Genomic DNA, 17,407 nt, shown 5'->3' on the forward strand with positions numbered 1-17,407 from the left:
CAAAAAACGCTTACGCTCCCGAGTATGCCCGAGCCGAACGATTTTAATCTATTATTAATAGATAATTTTTTGATTAGAGGTAGAAATGTCATTTGGATATATATATGTCTTAGTCAATAACTCATTGCCTTATTTGAAAATAGGCTATACAACCCGTAGCCCTGAGGTTAGAGCTGCTGAATTAACCTCAACAGGAGTTCCATCGGCTTTTAGAGTAGCATACAAAGCTTATGTTGCTAATTGCGAGGAGATTGAAAGAAAAATCCACACAAGCCTAAGGGAGCATAGGGTTTCCAGTAATCGTGAGTTTTTTGAAATAGACATTACGACAGCTGTTTCAAAGATTGACGAAATCATTAATAATGTCAATTCACCTCCTGATACGTTATATTTTTCTGATTTTGATCCTAAGCAATATATTCTAAAACTCAAAGAGCAAAATGATGTATTGCGATCCGAGCAGGAGCTCTTAATTGAGTCAAACATGAACGAGGCAAAGAATTATTTAAGTCGCGTCTATGAATTATTGCAGGAGGTCAATGGCTTTATAGATGATAATGGAAATAAAGTCATCTATTCACTAGATATTGACAACAACAGTATCTCTATAATCAAAGAAATTCACATATGCGAGCTTCCTGAAGAATTTGGGCGCTTCGATGATTTATATGAGTATTTTAACCCAAAATATGACAAGGCTGAAACCAGATTTACAGACCCAAAATTGTGCGCAAAAAGAATTCTGACTGAAACAAATTGGTGCAATGAAGCTGAGATTAGCCTACGATTGAATCCAGGAGTTGATTTTTTAGATGCTATTAGAGAAGGCTGGGAGCGTTACTGTTCAGATACAAGTGTGGGGTATGCATCTGAAGATTTTGAGTCAGAATTTTTTGTCTTCTTAGATGAGTGCTGGCTTGATTTTATAATTGAATTCTGCGCAAGACATGATCTAGCCGACATTGTATTAAAGTCTTGGAAGATGCTACCCGACTTTATGACAGAGACCGAAGAATACCATGCCAAACTATTGAGTTTTATTAAATTTCATTTAACAACAAAATGACTGTTAATTTGCAAGACACCTTAGCCGTTACTGGAAATATTCACCATCTCTCTGGTTATATCTCGTACTTTGAACATCAAGTTGAAGCAAGAAGAGAGTGCGACAATATTTTAACCGAATGCCCAAACTACTTTGCATGGCTATATATTTCATCGGAGAGCATATATTATAAAATCAAAGAGCTGATTTACTTTAATGAAAAAGATCACACGGTCTTTGACAAGCCATATAGCGAGCTTTTAAATTTATTATTCTCAAGCTTTGCTCTGAGCAATGAGGGAAAGAAGCGAGTATTGATTTTTTCAAAAATACGCCACCTACTTGTTCATAAAGGTTTTCCAAATCCCCATTTTACTCCATCTAATACCCCCAGGCGTTTGGCAAGCGACATACCCTTTGATCTAGATGATGTTTGGAATGTATGCGAAAAACTCAGAGACCCAAAAGTCTATTTTGATCTTAAGACAGATTATTATCTTATATTAAATGAGTTGGATTCTATGGAAATTAATATTAATATTAATTTTGGCAATATTGAATTTTATAAAGGAACTTCTTAATTTCTCTTTACCTTCCCCTCAAAAGGGCCGTAGGCTGGGTTGAACAACGTGAAACCCAGCGATCATTCCCTGTTTTGTTCGATTAAGTCCGGCAGAGCAGCCCAAATTTCGGTGTAAACCCCTAATTTAATCCAGCGTTGGATGGAAGAATCACGCCAATCCACTGCTTTATCGACATAACCATGTTTCACCGGATTGTAATGAATATAATCCAAATGTCGCTGATAATCCGTTTCATCCCGGATTTGGTGCTCCCAATATCGCCGTTGCCATACCCCACGTTCGTTTTTCCGTAATCGACTGTCGGAAACGAATTCGTTCTTTTGAATCTGTCTGGAAAAATGTGATTTAAGCAAGCGCCAACGCATCGGATAATCGTCGTCACCTTCGGGTAAGCGCCAAATGCAATGCAAATGTTCCGGCAGTACCACCATAGCTTCAATAAACGTGGGATGACGCTGCTTGGTATAGCGACACGCATTGCGTAATTCGTTGATATACCTAATCAGTAAATCATTTTGGTGTCTTTGCGCAAGATTGACGGTAAAGAAATATGCGCTGCCTTTTAAATGACTACGAATGTATCTACGCATCAGCATTTCCGTTATAAGCTGGGTTTCATTATCATTCAACCCAGCCTACGCCCACTGCCGTGCGGAGATTTGAGATGCAGACAGACAATTCATCATGCCAAAGCCGTTTTGTGGCTAGGCTCAATTCAAGAGTGGGTATCATGGGAGAAAAAAATGTGCGCTTGCCCCCTAACACCAATTGACCGAGCCAGACAGGTCAAGTTGGTCGGCGATGATCTCGTAAAAAATTATGGAAAGAAAAAGTACTATTCGGTACGAGAAGTAAAGGAAGCAAACCAGCGACAAGGGATTGGGCTGGATTTTTGTTGTTGGTCTCATGCTGTTTTCAATAGCCACTCCGACTTTGATTCCTACCATCAATCTCTCGGAGAAAGCTGTAACTATGCCGCGATGAAGGCTGAAATGCTGTCTTCGGTGAGCACCTCTACCGATTCATCGTGGTTTGACATTGACCTGTCGTGGCTTGAATTTCCAGATATCGATTTCTCAATTTTTGATTTCCTTGATTTCTGAAATGCAACCCGTAAGGTGGATTCGCCTTAGGCAATCCATCACCTTGAATGTTGACAATTAGCTGAAACTCAGGGATGTGCGCTCTATGCCGGAGTTCGACGGCAATATCCGAGGCTGTAAGTTCAGCAATCGGTCGGCTTATTGTTGGTCTCCCACCGGTGCGGCAAAGGCGTCGGACACCAGGGTTTCGACGTTGCTGCCGGTCAACGCCTGTAAAAACGCAACCAAGTCGGCGATTTCCTTCTCCGTCAGGCCTAGCGGCTTGATCAGCGGCGATAGATTCTCGTTCGGCGTGCCGCCGTTGTTGTAGAAACGGACCACGTCCGCCAAGCTCGCCAGCGAGCCGTTATGCATATACGGCGCGCTCAACGCGATGTTGCGCAGGGTCGGCGTTTTGTAAGACCAACGGTCTGCCGGATTCTGGCTGATTTCGTAATAGCCCAGGTCGCTGGCTTTCTCGCCGGCCACACCTTGCAGGTTGGCGCTGGCGACCTCGACGAAGGTGCCGGGAGCGACTTGGATGCGTTGTTTCTCCGGGGTTTTTTGCATCGCTTCGGCGTAGCCGATCCCGGTGTTATGGCGGCGTTGGTCGGTAAACAGCGCGTATTCGGGGGCGATGCGATGGCAGGCGCTGCAACCGGCTTTGCCGGTGAACAGCTCGAAACCGCGTTTGGCCTCGTCAGGCATGGCCTTGGCCTGTTTGCCGAAATACCAGCGGTCGAATGGCGAGTCGGCGGCGTTTAAGGTGCGTTGATAGCTGGCCAGCGCCTGGCCTACGGTTTCCATGGTCGGGCCCTTGCCGAAGGCTTTGGCGAACAGGGTGCGGTAGGCGGCGTCTGTTTTGATTTTATCGATGACGTAGCCGATGGACGGATTCGCCATTTCATTATGCGCCAGCAGCGGGCCCCAGGCCTGCTGTTCCAGGCTGTTTTCGCGGCCGTCGTGGAACAACAAGCCGGCATAGGCCACGTTGTACAGAGTCGGGCTGTTACGACGCACGCTGCGACCTTCTATCCCGACGGCGGTCGCCATTTCGTTGTTGCTGAACCCTTGTTCCGGGATGTGGCACATGGCGCAGGAAAAGGTATCGTTCAGCGACAGCCTGCGGTCGTAGAACAGTTTGCGGCCCAAGGCGATTTTGGCCGGCGTCAGCGGGTTGTCCGCCGGCTGCGGCAGTTTGGGCAGACCCAGCGGCGGCTTGCGCGCAAATTCGATCAACCGGGCCGCTTGGCCTTTACGTTGCGTCAAGGCCAGGGAGCGGGTTCGGTAATCGGTTTGTTGGTAGCCTTGTTTGTCGTCGCCGGGGCGGAGCAACTGCGCATCGCTGGCCGATGGCGGCTCGGCCGCTTCGCTGTCTCCGGCCAGCAGGGTTTTGATGTCGTTGATCAGGGTGTCGGCATGCAGAAAATCGACGCTGTAGATGTTACGGATGTTTTTATTGCGGTCGATCAGGTAAACCCGCAGCAAATGGGAAAAAGTGCCGGTGAAGCGGCCCTGGTCGTCGTAAATTTTTTGTACGCTCTGCTGGTAACCGTCCAGGATCGGCTGCAACGCCGCGTCATCGCGAGTGGTCAGAAACTGCCAATCGAACTCGCCGGGATGGAATGCCGCGCCGTAATGGCGCATCGTCTCCGGCGTGTCCAGCGGATTGAAGCTGAGCGTCAGCAGCCGCAGGTTTTTGGCCAGCTCCGGTTGCTTTTGCAGTTGTCGGCCGATCTTGTGCAGAACCTGGGTCGCCAGCGGACAGCCGTTGACGTCGCTGCAGGCGGCATAGACGAAGCTGAGCACGACCAGTTTGTCGCCCATCAAATCGTGCAGGCGCAGCGCTTTATCGGCAGTGGACAAGACTTCGCCGTCCGCGGCCGGGCCGATCGGCGGTAAGCGGTAACTGCCCGCTGCGGCCGGGCGGTAAGGCAAGGCGGAGTGTCCCGGCGCTAACGGCGCGGTGTCGTTGGCGGCGATAGCCGGGCTGGCCAGAATCGACCACAACAGAAAAAAGCAGAAAAGTCTCATGGCACGGGCTCGCGGAAGTAGGTGGCGCATCGGCGCCGAAACCGAAAATAACGGGGCCGGCGGCAGGTTCGCCCGGACCGATTCGGGCGAACATCTTACCGCGCGGCGGGGAAGATTAGGAATTTCTAATTAACATTTTCGAACCGGAAACGACTGTTCGCCAGTCTGCTCGACTCGGTTTGGCGGAACCGGCTACTTCGGCCACTTGCCGTACAAGGCGTATGCACCGAAGCGCATTTGGTGGGCGCGCCCCAGTTTTTCCTGATAGAAATCGATCGCAAAGCGCTCGGTCAATTGTTTGCCGTCCCAGGCGTAAGCTTTGAAGTATTGCTCGTTGTCCGGCCCTTTCTTGTCCCAGTTTGCCAGTAGCGACGAGGTGAAATACAAGCGCTTGCCGTCCCAGCTGGACGACACCATGTTCACCTGAGAGCCTATGGTTTGTTCGAAGACCTGTTGCGGGTTGTGGGCGTCGCCGATGTCGAACAGGCGGACCTTCCCGTCCATGAATGTGGTGGCCCACAGGTATTTGTCGTCGCTGGAAATGGAAATGTCGACCGGCAACGGGACCTCGGCCGGCTGGCCGATATCGGCGACGTCTTTGGCTTGCCATTCGTCGTTGGCGTCGGCATGGATCAGCCACAGCTTGGATGTCAGCGCCGAGGCGGTGAAGCAGTAGTCGTGGTCCGGGCGCCAGGCGCAACGGATTTCCAACGGGGCGCCGGGGACGTCGAATATTTTCTTCGGTTTGCGGCTATGCAAATCCCATTGCACGACGGTATTGCCGAAGCGCTTCATCGCTTCCGGGTCGGCCAGCATCTTGCCGAAATCCATCATGTAATTCGACCAGCCGGTGAACGAGGATGTCAGCATCAGATTTTTGCGGGGCAGGGCGCGCAAGTCGTAGTTGTAGCCGTCCGCGTACTGGCCGGTTTTGACGGCGCCGCGCAGGTTGCCGTCGGTCGGCATCCAGTGGGTGGTGATATAGCGTCCGGCATTGCTGTATTCCACCACCGCGGTGCGGCCGCCGTGGTCCTTGTTGTTGGACAGGCCGGTTACCAGCATGCGGCCGGGTACGGCGTAAAAGCTGTGCGGTCCGACCACGCCGCCGCTTTTGGCGACAAAGTTTCTGATGACTTTGACCAGTTTGGGTTTGGCGGGATTGTTGGCGACGTCGAAGATGAAAATCTTGTTGGTATCCAAGCCTCCGGCCCACAGGTAGCGGCGGTCGTCGGTAAAGTCGGAATGATGGGCTTCGTTGCGGCCGCCGACCGAGACGCTGGCTACCACTTTGCCGTAGCGCTTGGATTTTGGATTGACGTCGACGGTGACCAGCTTGTCCTGTTCGTCGCCGATGCCTTCGGCGCCCAATGTCCAAACATAAACGAAATCCTCCTGGCCGGTGATTTTCGCCATATACGGCGAGGCGCAGGTTTCGTCGGATTGCGCCGGCAGGGAGGCGAATGCCAGCATCGAGGCTGCGGCGGCGAAGCCCAGCCATTGGGTTAGCGAGATGTTTTTCATAGTATGTGCTCGTTTTGATTGTGGAGTAATACGCATTGTTGGCGCCGCAAGCCCGTTACCGGGGCAATGTCGGCACGCCGAAAAACATACCGGATCCCCGGTGCGGTTTCGCCCTCCGCACGGAGGGGAGGCGGGGGCTGGCGAGACAGGCGCGGCACCGGAAAGCGGTCGGCGGATGCCGTTTGGGTGGAATCGGTCGGCGCGATTACGCCGGGTGGAGCGTTACGATGGCCTTGTTTTTGAGGGTGCTAAAGACCGGGAGTGAATGGTGTGCGGGTGGTCTGAACCAGGTCTGAGGGCAGGCTGGATGCCGGCAGTGAGGGGCTTGTAAGGGGTCGGTACGCCGCCGCAGTGGGTTTTTGCGGCGGCGGGGAGAATCCGCAACCCCGTCTACTGGTTTGCGGAACCGTGGGTTGGCGGCTTTCGCTTATTTCAGGATTTCGGCGGCGGCCGCTTTTAATTTGGCCGTGTCGGCCTGCATCGGTTTCATCATGTCGTTTTTGGAGGCTTTGGCGCCGGCCACCAACTCGTCGACGGTTTTGAATTTGCCTTTCAGGGTGTCGACGCTGGGGGCTACCGAGCCGTTATGGCAGCCTTTGCAGGTGTCGGCGTCGCCTGCGGACGACAGGGATGGCAGCAGAGCCACGGTAATGGCAGCGGTGAAGGTTACTAGGGATTTTTTCATTCTCGGTCTCCTCGGTGTTGTAGTAGTTATTGACGCTGAGATGGGTTCGCGCGGTTATCGGAATTTCGACCGCTCGAACCTTAAACGCAAGCCGGCACTTAACCGTTTGCGAAAAATTTTCTACCACAGCGGAAATGCCAATGCAAATTCCGTCGCGGCGGGGAAGGCTTAGCGGGCGCAGTTGCGGCCGGCGTCTTTGGCTTGGTATAGGCGCTGGTCGGCGGCGTCGACCAGCAACGTCGGCACTTGGCCCGGTTGCGGGATAACGGCTGCAGCCCCGAGGCTGACCGTGATCGAGTCCGAGACCGGGGAGTTTCGGTGCGGGATGCGTTGGTCCGCGAGATGGATGCGCAGCTCTTCGGCGATTTGCAGGGCGCCTGCGGTGTCGGTTTCGGGCAGCAGGATGACGAACTCCTCGCCGCCGTAACGGGCAACCAAATCGCCGGGCCGGCTTACCGCCGCCGCCAAATGGCCGGCAACTTGTTTCAGACAGTCGTCGCCGGCGCCGTGGCCGTGGTGGTCGTTGTAAGCTTTGAAATAATCGATGTCGATCAATATCGCCGCCAGCGGGGTTTGGTTGCGCTGCGCGCGCTTCCACTCGTTGTCCAGGGTTTGGTCGAAGCGGCGCCGGTTGGGAATGCCGGTTAAGGCGTCGATCCAGGCCATCGCTTCCAGCATGTCCGTGGCCTGTTTCAAACGGATGTGGTTGCGGATGCGAGCCTTGACCACCGGCAGGTAGAACGGTTTGGTGATGTAATCCAATGCGCCTAGATTCAGGCCGCGTTCTTCGTCGCTGACGTCGTTCAGCGCGGTAACGAAGATGACCGGAATCGAGCTGGTTTGCGGATTGGCTTTCAAGTGGCGGCAGACTTCGTAGCCGTCCATTTCCGGCATCATCACGTCCAGCAGGATCAAATCCGGCGCGCCTTGCGCGGCGATCGCCGCCAGTGCCGCGGCACCGCTGGCGGCGACTTTTATCCGGTAGTCCTTGATCAGGTTTTCCGCCAGCACTTGAATGTTGGTGGGGGTGTCGTCGACGATCAATATCAGCGGTTTCAGGCGGTCGTTATTCATGGGCGGCTTCCGGCAGGTAACGTTTGATGGTGGTCTCCAGCTCGCGCAGGATCTCCCGCGCCTGGCTGTAGTTGATGTCGCCGATGTTTTTTTCGATCAATTGCACCAGCCTCAAGGCCTCTGCTCCGGCCACGGTTTCGCGCAACTGTTCGGTTGTCTCTCGCGGAATATAGTCGTTACCGTCCAACAGTGTCGCCAACTGCGCGGCCAACCGGCCGGCAGCCGGCCAATCGGCCCGGCCCTCTTCGCCGCTTTCGGTTGCCGGATTCGTGTAGGCGGCGATGGTATGCAGGGTCTTCGCCAGCTTTTGGCTCAATGCTTCCAAATCCGCCGGCGACCAAATGCCTTGTTGCAAGTCCGATTCCAGCCGGCCGGCGATGCTGCTCAATTCCGTGGCGCCGACCGCTCCGGCGGCTCCTTTCAGGTAATGCAGCCATTGGGCGCCGGGCAACAATTCGCCGGCCAACAAATGGCGGCGTAATTTGACGTCGGCATCGGTGAATTTTTCGGCAAAACGCTGCAGCAGCGATTTCAGTTTTTGGCTGTCGGCGATGGCGGCAGCGATGTAATCCCAATCGAAACCCGGCAAATCAGTGCGCCGGGTGGTCAAGGCGAAGCCTGCGGTCGAACCGCCTTGCGGCAGCAAGGCCTGTGGCCGGATGCAGCGCAGCAAGGCCGCGATCAGCGTTTGCGGCAGTACCGGTTTGCCGACATGGTCGTTCATGCCGGCGGCGTAACAATCGCTGCGCTCGGGCTCCTGCACCGCGGCGGTCATGGCGATTATGGGCAATTCGTCGCGGGTCTTTTCGGCGCGGATCAGCCGCGTCGCTTCGATGCCGCTCATTTCCGGCATTTGCAGGTCCATCAATACGGCGTCGAAGCGTTCGCGACGCATCGCGTCGAGGCCTTCGCGGCCGTTGTTCGCGACGGTGACGTTGAGGCCGGCGTTGGTCAGGTATTCGCAGGTTACCATCTGGTTGATCTCGTTATCTTCCACCAACAGGATGCGCGCGCCGCGAATCGATGCCGCCATTTCCGCCAGTTGCGGCCGGTTCGGTTCGGCGGCGGTTTTGCCGCCCTGCAAGCGGGTGACCGAATCCAGCAACATCGACGGCAATACCGGTTTCAGCAGCACATCGTCGGGTGGGGTATCGCCGGCTGCGTGCAGCAGGCCTTCGCGGCTGAAGGCGGTGACCATGATCACCACCGGCGCGTGGCGGATTTTCGATTGCCGCACCATGTCTCTGATCGCCCGGGTGACTTGTATGCCGTCCAGTCCCGGCATTTTCCAGTCCAGCAATACCAGTTCGAAGTCCTTGCCGGATTGGTTGGCCTGACCGAGCTGCGCCAGGGCCTCGCTGCCGTTGGCGGCTTCGGTGACTTCGAAGCCCCAGTTTTGCAGAATGTCGCGCAGCATTTGGCGAGAGATATCCAGATCGTCGACCACCAGTACCCGCATGCCTGCCAATTGTTCCTGTTGTTGCCGGCTTTGCTTCTCGGCCGAGAACGGCAAGCGCAAGCCGAATTCGAACAGGCTGCCCTTGCCGATTTCGCTTTCGACGCGCAAGTCGCCGCCCATCATTTCCAGCAGGCGTTTGCTGATGGTCAGGCCCAGGCCGGTGCCGCCGAAGCGGCGGGTGATCGAGCCGTCGGCTTGGGTGAAGGCCTGGAACAGATTGGCGACTTGTGCCGCGGTCATGCCGATACCGGTGTCCCGCACCGAAAACAGCAGATGGGCAATACCGTTTTGTTTGGCGAGCAGGACGACTTTGATGTGGATTTCGCCGCGTTGGGTGAACTTGACGGCGTTGCCCACCAGATTGTTCAGGATTTGGCTCAGGCGCAAGGAGTCGCCGTCCAGCATCAGTGGGATTGTCGGGTCGATTTCCAGCACCACTTCCAGTTGTTTTTCTTCGGCGCGGACGATGAACAAATTCAGCACGTTTTCCAGCGCTTCTTCCAAGTTGAAGGTTTCGACCACCAATTCCATGCGGCCGGCTTCGATTTTCGAGTAGTCCAGGATGTCGTTGGTCAGTGCCAGCAGTGCCAGGGAAGAGGTATGGATTTTGCGCAAATAATCGCGCAGCTTGCTCGGCGGGTTGCTGTTCAAGGCCAAATCCGACAAGCCGATGATTGCGTTCATCGGCGTGCGGATTTCATGGCTCATGTTGGCCAGGAACAGGCCTTTGGAGCGGGAAGCCGCCTCCGCTTGTTCCTTGGCTTGCAGCAGCTCGGCGGTGCGTTGCGCCACTTCGTGTTCCAGGCGGTCGCGGTGTCCGGTCAGGGTTTGGTCGCGGCGTTGAATTTCTTCCAGCATGGTGTTGAAGGCCTTGACCAATTCGCCGATTTCGTCGCGGTGGCGTTGCGGTACGCGCAGCGTGTAGTTCTGTTCGTGGGCAATCAGACGCGCGGTGGCCGCCAACTCTTCGACCGGGCCGGAGATGATGCGCTGCAAGCGCAGGGCCAGCAGGGATACCACCACCAAGGCCAGGGCTGCGGCACCCAGGCCGGTGCCGAGATCGGCGAGCTGGCTGTTCCAGTGGCCGGTAAAATCGGCTTGCATCAGGACATAGCCGATGTATTCGGTGTTGCGGATCACCGGCGTGTACAGCTCGGCGCTACGGCGCCAGAAATCGGTGCGCAGTTCCCGCGCCGGAGAGCGGGAATCGCGCGGCGGCGCGGTCGGCGAACCGCTGCGATTCCAGGCGGCCAGTACCGAACCGTCGGCGGCGACCATCCAGGCGGCGGCGATTTCCGAGTGCTCTTGCAGCGAATTGAGCAAGCGGGCGGCTTCGTTGCGTTCCGAGAATACCAGTGCGGCCTGGCCGTTTTCCGCTAACACGTCGGCCAGACCGGAAATATCCTGTAATGCGCTGCGGTAACGGTTGATAGCGGAACTGATCGCCACCGCCGATAAGCTCACCAGCAGACACACCGTACAGCTCAGCATGATGATGGTCAGCAGTTTGCGGCGTAAAGACCAATTCGGGAAGTCGGGTAAAACGCGCATCGTTCTATCTCCCGTAGACATGGGTGGCGATGTTCAACAGTTGGCCGGGAAGCCGCAGGCCGGCGTTGCGGATCGATTCCAGATTCACTTCGAACACGACCTTGTTGTCGCGGAACAGCAGGGCGATGGCGCCGCCTTTTTCGGCAAAATCGCCGATGTCGGATAGTGTCAGCACCGGCGCGTTACCCAAGTTTTTTAGAATCGGTACCACCCGCGGTTGCTCGGAACTGCCGATATACAGCAACTGGCAGTCGGCGAAGGAGGCGTCGGTGTGGTTGCGCTGGCTGACTTTCAAACCGCGTTCGCCGGCTTTGCGCCCGTCCAGAGCTTGTACGGCCCCTTCCAGCACATTGTTGCCGATCACGCACAGGTTGATCTCGGCGCCAGCCGGCGCCCCGGTTGCCGGCCATTCCACGAATTTGGCGAAGTTGTACAGGTACGCCGCTTTGATTTGGGCTTCGGACAGCGCTTCGGCGGCCAGCGCTTGCCCAGCGCTGGTCGCCAGCAGTACCAGCAAACACAGGATGGATAGTAAACTGGGCCGATGCGAGCGGCTGCAGCCGGTAAGGTTTAGCAATCGTGCCACCCAGGCTGAGGCCGCAACGCTGGAGCCGAACGACGGACGCGACAATGCCCGGCCGCGCAATTGGGCTGCAGCCGTGGTTAATGTTACGTCTGGGGCGGTTGTCGTCATAGGTCGTGTGGTGAGACGCGGATCGTTTGGCGGCGGGCTTGACTCGGTCAAAGCGCATCCGGGCTTGGGCTGCGGTTGTCGGCGTTGCCGGTTAAATTATGCCCCAGGCCCCCAAACGCGGTTCGACTTTTACGCTCGGTGGCTACTGAGCGCATCGGCGGGCGCGCCACTCCGCGGCGCACTAGGCGCCGCTGTGCGCCGCAGTCTATAACAGACCTTTGCTCGGGCAGCGGCAAAAGCCGTTCAATTCCACGTAGGCCTGGCCGGCGCTGGCTCCGGCCACGCTGCAGCTGCCTTCCCAGTAGATCGGTCCGATCCACAGTTTGTGTTGCGCCCGCAATTCCTGATCTTTGACTTGGGGTTCCACCGTGAATTTCTCGCCGCGTACTTCCACAGACCAGCCGGACGGATACGTACAGCCGGTATGAGGGCTGGTCCATTCGCCCAGCACCGTCACTTCGAACTCGTGGGCGGCCAGGGTTACCGTGCGGCCTTCGGCGTCGGTGATCGAGCCGGATTTTTCCACCGAGCTGTCGTTGCCTTTGAAATCGAACAACATGATTTGCCGGTTGTCGTCGAGCTCAATCGCGAACCATTGCCAACCTTGTTGAATGGCTTGGTAGAGCTCTCCGTACTGGCGGTCGAACCAGCTGTTGCCGCTGACCTTAAAGGTCTGACCGCCGAAGCTGATGGTGCCGGTCGTGGCCATTTTCGGCCGCGAATAGTAGTAGGTGTAGCCGCCGAACCGGTAGGGGTGGGCATCGCCGCCGTAATGCAAGGCCGGTTCTTGGGTCGATTTCAATTCCAGATCCAGGACATAGCCGTCGACCTCGGCATGCAAGCGGTCGTTGCCGCCGCCGCCGACTGCCGTGACTTTGTCGTCTTTGCCGGAGGTCAGGTTAAAACCGTTCGGCGTGCGTTGGGGTAAATGAAATTCGACGAATTCTTCGAAACTGAATTTTTGGCCGTCGATGTCGGTCACCGCAGCCTGTACCAGTTGGTCGCGAAAAATTACCAGACTGTCGAAAGAAAAAAACACCACTTCGAAGCCGAAGCGGCGGCCGTCGTCGGTGAGCAAATGTCCGGTCCAGTACCACCATTGCACCTGCTCGGTCGGTAAGAACGCGTCGTCGGCCGGTAGTTCGACCGGGCCGATCAGGCCGCGACGCGGCAAGAATAACCAGGCTGCCAGCGTTAGAGCCAACAATAGCCAGGGTAGCCAGTTCGGCAACAGCCAGCCGACCAGCAACACAATGCCGGCGATGATCCAGGGTAAGTATTTTTTTAAGAAGTCTCGCATGTTAACCGCTCGCAAATGGAAAGAAATTAAAAACGCCAACTGAGTTTGCCGTACAGCGAACGCGGCACTTCCGCCGCCGCGCCGGGTAGCGAAATGGCGGCCGAATCTTGGAATTCGGGATGTCTGGGCGAAAACAGGTTTTGGGCGACGAATGCCAGTTCCAGGCCGGCAATGGGTTCGTAAGCCAAACGGGCGTCGAAGGTGGTGTAGGCGGGTACTTCCTGACTGAGGGCGGCCAGTTTGCCGACATAACGCAAGGTCAGGTCCAGTTTGATTCTTTCCGGCAAGTCCATTTGCCAGCGTAGCGAGCCGCGGTGACGCGGGCTAAGGCCGGCGATATCCGGATTGTTGCTGTCGTAGGGGCGCTCTATTTTCAGGTGGCTGTAATTGCCGGTAAAGCGCATCCAGTCCAGGGCTTGCCATTCGCTGGCGATTTCGATGCCGCGGGTGGTGACTTCGCGGCTGTTGTTGTACCAGATCAAGGGCTGGGTTAGCGTGGCAAAGTCCAACGTTCCCTGGCGGAACATGATCAGGTCGGTATAGTGGTTGCTGAAAGCGGCGATATCGGTGGAAAAATGCTCGGACCATTGCGCCCGGTAGCCGATTTCGGCGCTAAACACTTTCTCGGCTCGTAAGTCGGAATTGGGGCGGCCGATAATCTGAATCTGATCGAAAGGTGCGGGTAGGCCGGTCGGTATTCCCCCCAAGGCGATATTGGCCTGCGCCTCTCCGCGCGACGGCGTGCGCGCGGCCCTGGATACCGAGGCCCACACCGAGTGTTTCGGGTCTGGCGTCCACATCAGTCGGGCGTTGGGTTGCACCTGGGTGTTGCCGAAGTGGCTTTCTTCCAGTTTGGTACCCAAGGTCAAGCGTAAGGTGTCGTCGATCAGCGTGATGTCGTCCTGCACGAAGGCGCTGCCGTTGTGGTAGCCCAGGCTGGTCGGGTTGAACGCGATTGCCGCGCTGCCGTTGGTTGCACTGTGAATGAAACGGTAGCTGGCGCCCCACATCAAGTCGTGATCGGGATTCGGATGCAGGCGATGCTGAAAGTCGATGTCGAACATGTCCTGACTGTCGGACAGGGCTGCCGCGCTGAAATTGACCCGGTCGTAATAGCCTTGCAGCATAAACTCGGAACCGTCGCTGAGATTGCCTTCCCAGCGCGCCAACAAATTGGCGCCTTCGGCATGGTCGTCGGTATTGAATGGCGAATTGAACGGCGGAGCGACCGTTTGCGCCGGCACCGTATTGCCGACATTCTTGCGGTAGACGTCGCCTTGTACGGTATAGCGATTGTCGTTGGAGATGCGGTTGTCGATCCGGAAACCGCCCTGCACCGAGCGCCAGTCGTCATGCAGGCGTTCGCCGGTGTTGCTGACGAACGTATTGCGTTCGAAGGTTCTGGCGTAGACCCGGTAGTTGCCGTCGTCGCCGACCCGACCGCCGTGACGGTAGCCGGCGAATCCGGTTTCCTGGTTGCCGCCGCCGGCCACAAACAGGTTGCCTTGGGTATCCTTGGCTTTTTTGGTGATGATGTTGATCACGCCGTTCACCGCGTTGGCACCCCACATGACGGCGCCGGGGCCGCGGATGACTTCGATGCGCTCGATGTCTTCCATCATTGTGTCCTGCAAGTCCCAGAACACGCCGGAGAACAGCGGGGTGTAAACCGAGCGGCCGTCCATCAATACCAGCAGTTTATTGGCATAGCGGCCGTTGAAACCGCGCGCGGTCACCGACCAGACGCTGGCGTTGATTTGTGCAACTTCGATGCCGGGTGCCAGTCGCAACGCATCGGGGATCGAGGTCGCGCCCGAGCGGCGAATGTCGTCCTGGCTGATGACAAATGCGGCGGCGGCCGTGTCCGACACGGTTTGGGTCTTGCGGGAGGCCGACGACACTTCCATTTGCATCAGGTCATTGATCGATAACTCCTCCAGCGTTGGCGGCGGCTCGTCGGCCGCTGCGACGCAACTCAGGCTCAAGGCCAAGCCGAAAAAAATGTTACGCGAACCGGACATTGCCGGTGCAAACGGGCAGGGAAACGGTAGTCGGTGCGGTTTCATGGTGGGCGGCGGGTTAACGTGGCTAGCGGCAAATGAGCGTCGGTGTCGTCAAGGCAAAGGGTTGCTGCCTGTAAGGTCTTGGTAAAGGGCCAGGGGCGGTTTAAGTATGGCGGTAATTTTCAAAAAGCAAGGCTTAGGGCTTAGTTTTCTGCGAGTTATCGCCGGCTGCTTGCCGGGCTGCACCGGTTATTGCCGTTTCCCGTTGCCGGCGTCAGCCCTCTCGGCGCGAATAAACGTATGCCGGACAAGTCTTCAGCGCCGCCTGTTGGTACAATGCGCCGTTTTTTCAGTCATTTATCCGGGAGTACTTCATGATTCGCTTTCCAGCCGAATGGGAACCACAAGCGGCGGTTATCATCGCCTGGCCGCACCACAGCGGCGATTTCAGCAATTTGTCCGCGGTCGAGGATTGCTACCATGCCGCCGCTACCGCGATCAGCCGGTTTCAGCCGTTGGTGGTGATCTGTAAGGACGGCGAACATCAACAACATATTCAGACGCAACTGCCGCACAATCCTCAGATTCATTACGTTCAAGCCGATTACAACGACATCTGGCTGCGCGATACGGTATTTCTGACCCTGGAGTGGCAGCATCCGAAAGCCGCGGTGCAGATGCTGAATTTCCGTTTCAACGGTTGGGGCAACAAATATCCGCACGCCGCCGACGATGCGCTGAATCTGGCATTGTTCGCCCATCCGATTTTCAAGGGGCATCCGACCGCGACGCTGGATTTGGTGTTGGAAGGCGGCAGCATCGAATCCGACGGCCAAGGCACCTTGATGAGCACCAAGAACTGCTTGTTCAACCCGAACCGTAACCCCGGCCTGTCAGCGGAAGCGATTACCGGCCAGTTGCAGAATTATCTGGGGGCGAAGCGGGTGCTGTGGGTCGAGCAAAGCAATCTGGCCGGCGACGATACCGATGCCCATATCGATACGCTGGCGCGGTTTTGCAGTGTCGATACCATCGCCTATACCGCTTGCGAGGATAGCGAAGATCCGCATTATGCCGGCTTGAAAAATATGGAGGCCCAGTTACAGGCTTTCCGCACTGAGGCTGGCGCGGCTTATAAACTGGTGGCGTTGCCGCTGCCGAAGCCGATCTTCGACGAACATGGACAGCGTTTGCCGGCCAACTACGCCAATTTTCTGATTATCAACGGTGCGCTGCTGGTGCCGGTCTACGACGATGCCAACGATGCCGTGGCAGTGGAACGTTTGGCGGCTTGCTTCCCGGAGCGCGAAATTGTCCCCGTGCCTTGCCGAGCGCTGGTGCACCAATACGGCAGCTTGCATTGCGCCAGCATGCAGGTGCCGGCCGTCGTCAAACTGAATTTTTAACATTCCATTCCTTCAGCTCCTTCCGGCGCGGATTTTCGCGCCGTCAGACTATCGTTAACAGTTATAAGTATGAAAAGAACCATTACCGCTTGTGCGGTCCAGCAACCGTGCAATCGCGGCCGGGAAACCAATCTGGCCTATTCCATTAATCAGATCGAAGCGGCTGCCAAGCGCAATGCCGATTTGGTCGTGCTGCCCGAGCTGCATCTGGACCATTATTTTTGCCAAAGCGAAGACACTGCCTGCTTCGACTTGGCGCAGCCGGTGCCGGGGCCGACCTGCGAGGTGCTGGCGCAAGTCGCGGCCGACAATAAAGTCGTGATCGTATCGACGATCTTCGAAAGGCGGGCGCCGGGGCTCTACCACAATACGGCCGTGGTGTTCGACAAAGACGGGAGCATCGCCGGGACGTTCCGCAAGATGCATATTCCGGACGATCCGGGGTTTTACGAGAAATTTTATTTTACGCCGGGCGATCTCGGCTTTCGGCCGATTGAAACCTCGATCGGTAAACTGGGGGTATTGATCTGCTGGGACCAGTGGTACCCGGAGGCGGCGCGGCTAATGGCATTGGCCGGAGCCGAAGTGCTGATTTATCCGACCGCCATCGGTTGGGATCCGAGCGACGACGCAGGCGAGCAAACGCGCCAGCGCGATGCCTGGGTGACCGTGCAGCGCGGGCATGCCGTCGCCAACGGTCTGCCGCTGATTTCCTGTAACCGTATCGGCTTCGAAGCGGCGCCGGACCAGGCGCAAGGCATCCAGTTTTGGGGAAACAGTTTTATCGCCGGCCCTCAGGGCGAAATCCTGGCCAGCGCCGACGATAAACAGGATTTGTTGTTGTTTGCCGAGATTGATGTGTGGCGTAGCGAAGATGTTAGGCGGATTTGGCCGTTTTTGCGTGACCGCCGCATTGAGGCGTACCAGGATTTGTTGCGGCGTTATATCGATTGAGCCTCGGCTAGGCGG

At 56.4% G+C, this 17,407-nt stretch carries 14 protein-coding genes; 5 read left to right on the forward strand and 9 right to left on the reverse strand.

Translation table 11 applies throughout. From position 1 onward, the window contains the following. Positions 1–85 precede the first annotated feature (85 nt). Together PL263_RS17000 and PL263_RS17005 are read left to right on the forward strand one after the other, a co-directional pair. The gene (locus PL263_RS17000; RefSeq protein ID WP_278210484.1) at positions 86–1,066 is read left to right on the forward strand and encodes a GIY-YIG nuclease family protein; all 981 of its coding nucleotides are present in this window, start codon (positions 86–88) and stop codon (positions 1,064–1,066) included. Positions 1,067–1,074: 8 nt separating this feature from the next. Then, positions 1,075–1,626: a hypothetical protein gene (locus tag PL263_RS17005; protein ID WP_278210485.1), complete on the forward strand. Its 552-nt coding sequence runs from the start codon at positions 1,075–1,077 to the stop codon at positions 1,624–1,626. A 62-nt stretch (positions 1,627–1,688) separates the two neighbouring features. On the opposite strand, the gene PL263_RS17010 is transcribed toward PL263_RS17005, so the two are convergent. Then, positions 1,689–2,219 (reverse strand): transposase, encoded by a 531-nt coding sequence (locus PL263_RS17010; protein ID WP_278210486.1) that lies wholly within the window; start codon positions 2,217–2,219, stop codon positions 1,689–1,691. Between the two features lie 153 nt (positions 2,220–2,372). Between PL263_RS17010 and PL263_RS17015 the strand changes: the two genes are divergently transcribed. Further along, on the forward strand, positions 2,373–2,732 hold the full coding sequence (locus PL263_RS17015; RefSeq protein ID WP_278210487.1) for a DUF6559 family protein: 360 nt from the start codon (positions 2,373–2,375) through the stop codon (positions 2,730–2,732). 138 nt (positions 2,733–2,870) lie between these two features. On the opposite strand, the gene PL263_RS17020 is transcribed toward PL263_RS17015, so the two are convergent. The 8 genes from PL263_RS17020 to PL263_RS17055 form a co-directional block, all read right to left on the reverse strand. Continuing rightward, the gene (locus PL263_RS17020; RefSeq protein WP_278210488.1) at positions 2,871–4,745 is read right to left on the reverse strand and encodes a cytochrome c peroxidase; all 1,875 of its coding nucleotides are present in this window, start codon (positions 4,743–4,745) and stop codon (positions 2,871–2,873) included. Positions 4,746–4,937: 192 nt separating this feature from the next. Next, positions 4,938–6,266, reverse strand: a complete 1,329-nt coding sequence (locus tag PL263_RS17025; protein WP_278210489.1) for a selenium-binding protein SBP56-related protein — start codon at positions 6,264–6,266, stop codon at positions 4,938–4,940. Between the two features lie 427 nt (positions 6,267–6,693). Beyond that, positions 6,694–6,951, reverse strand: a complete 258-nt coding sequence (locus PL263_RS17030) for a hypothetical protein (RefSeq protein WP_278210490.1) — start codon at positions 6,949–6,951, stop codon at positions 6,694–6,696. A 168-nt stretch (positions 6,952–7,119) separates the two neighbouring features. Then, on the reverse strand, positions 7,120–8,025 hold the full coding sequence (locus tag PL263_RS17035; RefSeq protein WP_278210491.1) for a diguanylate cyclase: 906 nt from the start codon (positions 8,023–8,025) through the stop codon (positions 7,120–7,122). Then, positions 8,018–11,035, reverse strand: coding sequence for a response regulator (locus PL263_RS17040; protein WP_278210492.1), 3,018 nt, complete (start codon positions 11,033–11,035; stop codon positions 8,018–8,020). The genes PL263_RS17035 and PL263_RS17040 overlap by 8 nt, the downstream gene beginning before the upstream one ends. A gap of 4 nt (positions 11,036–11,039) precedes the next feature. Beyond that, positions 11,040–11,729: a YfiR family protein gene (locus PL263_RS17045; RefSeq protein ID WP_278210493.1), complete on the reverse strand. Its 690-nt coding sequence runs from the start codon at positions 11,727–11,729 to the stop codon at positions 11,040–11,042. Positions 11,730–11,934: 205 nt separating this feature from the next. Beyond that, on the reverse strand, positions 11,935–13,029 hold the full coding sequence (locus PL263_RS17050; protein ID WP_278210494.1) for a lipocalin family protein: 1,095 nt from the start codon (positions 13,027–13,029) through the stop codon (positions 11,935–11,937). 26 nt (positions 13,030–13,055) lie between these two features. Then, positions 13,056–15,095, reverse strand: coding sequence for a TonB-dependent receptor (locus PL263_RS17055; protein ID WP_278210495.1), 2,040 nt, complete (start codon positions 15,093–15,095; stop codon positions 13,056–13,058). A 311-nt stretch (positions 15,096–15,406) separates the two neighbouring features. Between PL263_RS17055 and PL263_RS17060 the strand changes: the two genes are divergently transcribed. Together PL263_RS17060 and PL263_RS17065 are read left to right on the forward strand one after the other, a co-directional pair. Continuing rightward, positions 15,407–16,438, forward strand: a complete 1,032-nt coding sequence (locus PL263_RS17060; RefSeq protein WP_278210496.1) for an agmatine deiminase family protein — start codon at positions 15,407–15,409, stop codon at positions 16,436–16,438. A gap of 69 nt (positions 16,439–16,507) precedes the next feature. Further along, on the forward strand, positions 16,508–17,392 hold the full coding sequence (locus PL263_RS17065) for a carbon-nitrogen hydrolase (RefSeq protein WP_140911413.1): 885 nt from the start codon (positions 16,508–16,510) through the stop codon (positions 17,390–17,392). Positions 17,393–17,407 lie beyond the last annotated feature (15 nt).

This window comes from Methylomonas sp. EFPC3, assembly GCF_029643245.1.
GTDB classification, from domain to species: Bacteria; Pseudomonadota; Gammaproteobacteria; order Methylococcales; family Methylomonadaceae; genus Methylomonas; species Methylomonas koyamae_B.

Bases quoted from the DNA above. Each gene is read 5' to 3' on its own strand.
- PL263_RS17045 (WP_278210493.1), bottom strand. From the start codon at position 11,729: ATGACGACAACCGCCCCAGACGTAACATTAACCACGGCTGCAGCCCAA.
- PL263_RS17015 (WP_278210487.1), top strand. From the start codon at position 2,373: ATGTGCGCTTGCCCCCTAACACCAATTGACCGAGCCAGACAGGTCAAG.
- PL263_RS17065 (WP_140911413.1), top strand. From the start codon at position 16,508: ATGAAAAGAACCATTACCGCTTGTGCGGTCCAGCAACCGTGCAATCGC.
- PL263_RS17060 (WP_278210496.1), top strand. From the start codon at position 15,407: ATGATTCGCTTTCCAGCCGAATGGGAACCACAAGCGGCGGTTATCATC.
- PL263_RS17055 (WP_278210495.1), bottom strand. From the start codon at position 15,095: ATGAAACCGCACCGACTACCGTTTCCCTGCCCGTTTGCACCGGCAATG.
- PL263_RS17025 (WP_278210489.1), bottom strand. From the start codon at position 6,266: ATGAAAAACATCTCGCTAACCCAATGGCTGGGCTTCGCCGCCGCAGCC.
- PL263_RS17000 (WP_278210484.1), top strand. From the start codon at position 86: ATGTCATTTGGATATATATATGTCTTAGTCAATAACTCATTGCCTTAT.
- PL263_RS17050 (WP_278210494.1), bottom strand. From the start codon at position 13,029: ATGCGAGACTTCTTAAAAAAATACTTACCCTGGATCATCGCCGGCATT.
- PL263_RS17040 (WP_278210492.1), bottom strand. From the start codon at position 11,035: ATGCGCGTTTTACCCGACTTCCCGAATTGGTCTTTACGCCGCAAACTG.
- PL263_RS17030 (WP_278210490.1), bottom strand. From the start codon at position 6,951: ATGAAAAAATCCCTAGTAACCTTCACCGCTGCCATTACCGTGGCTCTG.
- PL263_RS17035 (WP_278210491.1), bottom strand. From the start codon at position 8,025: ATGAATAACGACCGCCTGAAACCGCTGATATTGATCGTCGACGACACC.
- PL263_RS17010 (WP_278210486.1), bottom strand. From the start codon at position 2,219: ATGCGTAGATACATTCGTAGTCATTTAAAAGGCAGCGCATATTTCTTT.
- PL263_RS17020 (WP_278210488.1), bottom strand. From the start codon at position 4,745: ATGAGACTTTTCTGCTTTTTTCTGTTGTGGTCGATTCTGGCCAGCCCG.